Source organism: uncultured Caballeronia sp. (assembly GCF_964243625.1).
Classification (GTDB): domain Bacteria; phylum Pseudomonadota; class Gammaproteobacteria; order Burkholderiales; family Burkholderiaceae; genus Caballeronia.
This window is the reverse complement of record NZ_CAXTGZ010000596.1, coordinates 1-3,681: the sequence shown is the minus strand read 5'-3', so window position 1 is coordinate 3,681 and position 3,681 is coordinate 1. Positions and strand designations below refer to the sequence as shown.

Annotated in this window: 5 protein-coding genes; 3 read left to right on the top strand and 2 right to left on the bottom strand. The window is 59.7% G+C overall.

Going from position 1 to position 3,681, the window contains the following annotated elements; all coding sequences use genetic code 11:
- The coding region (locus ACFFAR_RS27710; protein ID WP_174364966.1) for an MFS transporter at positions 1-547 on the bottom strand (547 nt) is incomplete at its 3' end.
- 349 nt (positions 548-896) lie between these two features.
- On the opposite strand from ACFFAR_RS27710, the gene ACFFAR_RS27705 reads away from it, so the two are divergent.
- The gene (locus ACFFAR_RS27705; protein WP_174364967.1) at positions 897-1,211 is read left to right on the top strand and encodes an antibiotic biosynthesis monooxygenase; all 315 of its coding nucleotides are present in this window, start codon (positions 897-899) and stop codon (positions 1,209-1,211) included.
- Between the two features lie 37 nt (positions 1,212-1,248).
- Positions 1,249-1,581: a hypothetical protein gene (locus ACFFAR_RS27700; protein WP_174364965.1), complete on the top strand. Its 333-nt coding sequence runs from the start codon at positions 1,249-1,251 to the stop codon at positions 1,579-1,581.
- On the opposite strand, the gene ACFFAR_RS27695 is transcribed toward ACFFAR_RS27700, so the two are convergent.
- Entirely contained in the window at positions 1,562-2,425 is an 864-nt protein-coding gene (locus ACFFAR_RS27695) for a hypothetical protein (protein ID WP_375508867.1), read from the bottom strand. The two genes, ACFFAR_RS27700 and ACFFAR_RS27695, sit on opposite strands and share 20 nt — an antisense overlap.
- 213 nt (positions 2,426-2,638) lie before the next feature.
- Between ACFFAR_RS27695 and ACFFAR_RS27690 the strand changes: the two genes are divergently transcribed.
- Positions 2,639-3,681: HAMP domain-containing histidine kinase (locus ACFFAR_RS27690; protein WP_174364964.1), on the top strand; the 1,043-nt coding region annotated here is incomplete at its 3' end.

Genomic DNA, 3,681 nt, shown 5'->3' with positions numbered 1-3,681 from the left:
TGAGCACGGCGGCAGAACCGAACACCACGCGCCACCCGAAGTGACCCGCCACGAAACTCGATATGGGCCGCGACAGCATGATACCCAGCAGCAGGCCGCCCATGATCGTGCCGACGACCCGTCCGCGTGTTTCATCGGGCGCAAGGTGCGCGGCGAGCGGGATCAGGATCTGCACCGCGACCGAGCTGAAGCCGACGAGCAGCGAGATGGCAAGGAACGCGTGTGGCTGATGAACGAGCGCGGCCGCCGCGAGGCTGGCGATGGAAACCAGCGCCGTCGCGATCATCAGTTTGCGGTTTTCCAGCAGATCGCCGAGCGGCACGAGGAAAAATAACCCGAGCGCATAACCAATCTGCGTGAGCGAGACGATCAGGCTCGCCGCGCCGCTCGACAAGTGAACATCCGGCCCGATCATTTCGATGATCGGCTGCGCATAGTACAGGTTGGCGACAATGGCGCCGCAGCAGAAAGCGAACAACGCGATCAGGCCGCTGGTCATCTTGACCTGGGCTGGACCCGTGGCAGCCGACGGGGAATTCGGGGACATGCATACTCCACAGATTGAATGACGGAATACTTGTGTTCGACGCGTACTGACAGCGGACTGCGGGAATTTGGCGAACGCAGATTGCGGCTGCGCCATGGCACTGCGCAAATGAAAGGCCCGCAAATAAATGAACAAACGTACGAATGGCCAAGGACGTCCGGATGCGGCACGATACCACCAGCAGCACGAGCCCGCTTGCGGACCAGCAGGCGCCATCCCGGTGTACAGGCTACCGGAGAGCCGCATTCAGAGCCGCATTCGGGCGTTTCATCCTGCCCTGAAACAAGCCCCGCGCGATGGCGATAAACTGGTGCGCCGTCACACTTTACCGACCAAAGGAGCTGACCATATGTATATCGCCATGAACCGTTTCAAAGTGGCCCTCGGGTCCGAGACCGCGTTCGAGGATCTCTGGACTAGCCGGGACACGCATCTCAAGGAGGTGCCGGGTTTTGTGGAATTCCACCTTTTGAAAGGTCCTCAAAAGGAAGATCACGTACTCTATTCCAGCCATACGATCTGGTCGAACTACGACGCTTTCGAAGGCTGGACCAAAAGCGATGCGTTTCGCGCGGCACACCGGAATGCCGGCAATGAAACGCGCTCGCTCTATCTGGGGCATCCGGAGTTCGAAGGTTTTGAAGTGATCCAGACGGTCAAATAGACGCATCAGCGTCAGCAATCGCGAGGTGACAGGAGACATGTGCGCTTTAGACAGGCGGACCTGGCTTAAAGGAGCGCTGGCCGCGCCGCTTGTTGGCGGCGTGCCGGTGAGGGCGGCACTGGCGGCAGTATTGGACGGGCCGACCATGCGGCGCGTGCGGCCGGATGAGCCTGCCCAAGCGACGGCGACACTGCGAACCGTGGTGCCGCGTGCGGGCTCGTATGTATCGAGGAGTGATTTTTCGAGCGCGACTGGCAGGACTCATCCTGCGGCGTGCACCATCCGGCGTTGCTGGCAATCAAGCGGCAATTCGATCCGGATGGGTTGGGAAACGTGGAGCGACGACGGCTTCACGCGGCTGCGGGCGTAGTTGCGTATTCGCCTGCGTAGTCGTTTGCATGAGCGCTTGCATCTTCACTGGCAGATTCGACCGGATACCCATTCACGCCCTCAACGGACTCGGCTGCAAGCAGATCGAGCACGACCAGCATCACCGGCTGATTCTCTTCGTTGATCGGGATGCCGACAATGTCGCTCAACCAGCAGCCGATCTTCGTTGCAGCGAAATCCGCGGGACGCGCCGCTTTCCGCAACGCCACGCCCAGTTTCACTGCACGATAGTGATACGAAGGCACCTTGTGCTCGGCCGCGATTCGCGAGAGCCCACCCTTGCGGCCCGAATCGCGGCCGAGCGTCCCCGCGAGCACCACACGCTCGTGCCGGTCAAGCGCGCTTATGAAGCAGCGCGCCATGCGCCGCACGCGGGATTCGTCGAGTCCGTATTGCAGGAGCACTGACCTGACGGGATCTTCTATAGCCTGAGCATGTTCATCGACTTGCTGATCGATGCCGCTCACTTCCATCGATACATTGCGCTGATGGCTCGCGCTGCGCAGGCAATCGATCAGATAGCGTCTGAAATAAGCGCAAATGGCATAGTTGTTCGATGGCGCGCTTTCAGCGCAGGACTTCGCCGTGGAGTGACCCGGTTCCAGACGCAGCACCTTGGCGTAAATGAATTGCGCGACGAGCTCTTCCTTGTCTTCGCGAAGTGACTGGAGTTCGAGCGGGTGGTAAGCGCGCAACGCGCCGCGCACCAAATGGTACATCGACACCATTTCGTCATGCGACAGATGGGTGCGGCGGCGCCAGAGATCCGGAAGTATTGCGGTGTCAAGGTTCGCGACACGCGCGTGCGCGGTCATGGTGTCCATGTTGCTCTCCCTCGTATGTTTTATTGGATGTCGAGCGAAGTATGGTGACCGGATGCGAGTTGCGCCATATGGCTAAAGTAATAGCCGTCGGGTAAACTTGTGTAAGGTCTTAAGGCGGCTCGACGCCCCCACCGTTATGTCCAGTGTCGTTTTAGCAAGTCGTTCCCACGTGCGTCAGCCAGGCGCGCATCTGGTAAAAAAGGGGCTGACAGGATGCAGAACGATCCAATGCGGCGGGAAATAGACAAAGACCTCGCCAAGGTTCTTTATGCTCAGGACCCCATTGCATTCTTTACGCACTGGTTAGCCATTGCGGCTTTGAGCGCAGTTTATTTCGGTTCAATTGCGCATCGAGGCCTGTTCACCGCCTGGATTGTCTTTTACAGCATCGCTAATTTTGGCGGAATAGCACTGTGGGCGTGGAACCGTCATTGGCCGGCGACATTCGCGCCACGCAAGTGGATCAACCTTCACGCGCTGCGAAGCATTGTGCTGTATAGCGCGCCCGGCTTGTCGATCTGGTTCGCGTTCCACAGCCAGCAAGCCGATCTTCCCGTCCTCCATACCGTGCTGCTGGTGACGCTGGCGGCGGGTGTTTTCATGTCGAGCGGCTTCGACCTCTTCAATTTTTCCAGCGCGATTCCGTTGCTCCTGATGCCCGCGGTGGTGCTGAACTTCAGCTCGCCCACGCGCGACCGCATCGTAATTGGCTCGGTGCTCGTGGTGTTTTTCATCGCGATGAACTTCTACGCCGCGCGCTACCGGACACTCTTCCGGCGGGTCGTGGAGGCGCGGGTGAACCAGCAGCGGCTGGCTGAATCGCTCGCCATCCAGCAGCGGGTGACGGAAGAGGCGAGCCGCGCGAGGACGCGTTTTTTCGCAGCCGCCAGTCACGATCTGCGCCAGCCGTTGCATGCGATCGGCTTGCTTGCCGAATCGTTGAGGGACACGTTGGCCTCCGGTGCTCAACGCAGCGAAACGGCCGACGGTATCATTTCAAATGTTGAAGCACTGAACGGGCTCTTTAATCAGGTGCTCGATCTGGCGCGCCTTGAAAGTGGCGTCACGCAGGTGATCCCGCTGCACTTTCGCCTCGCGGAGATTTTCACTCGCATCGATAACCAATACCGTCCGCTCGCCGCCGCCAAGGGTCTCGCATTGCGCATCGCGCCGACGGATGCGGTCGCCTTCTCTGACCCTGTATTGCTCGAGCGCGTGCTGGGCAACCTGATATCGAACGCGATTCGATACACCGA

What these genes read in the sequence shown, in the direction of transcription:
- ACFFAR_RS27705 (WP_174364967.1), top strand. Translation starts at nt 897, where the DNA reads ATGTATATCGCCATGAACCGTTTCAAAGTGGCCCTCGGGTCCGAGACC.
- ACFFAR_RS27700 (WP_174364965.1), top strand. Translation starts at nt 1,249, where the DNA reads ATGTGCGCTTTAGACAGGCGGACCTGGCTTAAAGGAGCGCTGGCCGCG.
- ACFFAR_RS27695 (WP_375508867.1), bottom strand. Translation starts at nt 2,425, where the DNA reads ATGGACACCATGACCGCGCACGCGCGTGTCGCGAACCTTGACACCGCA.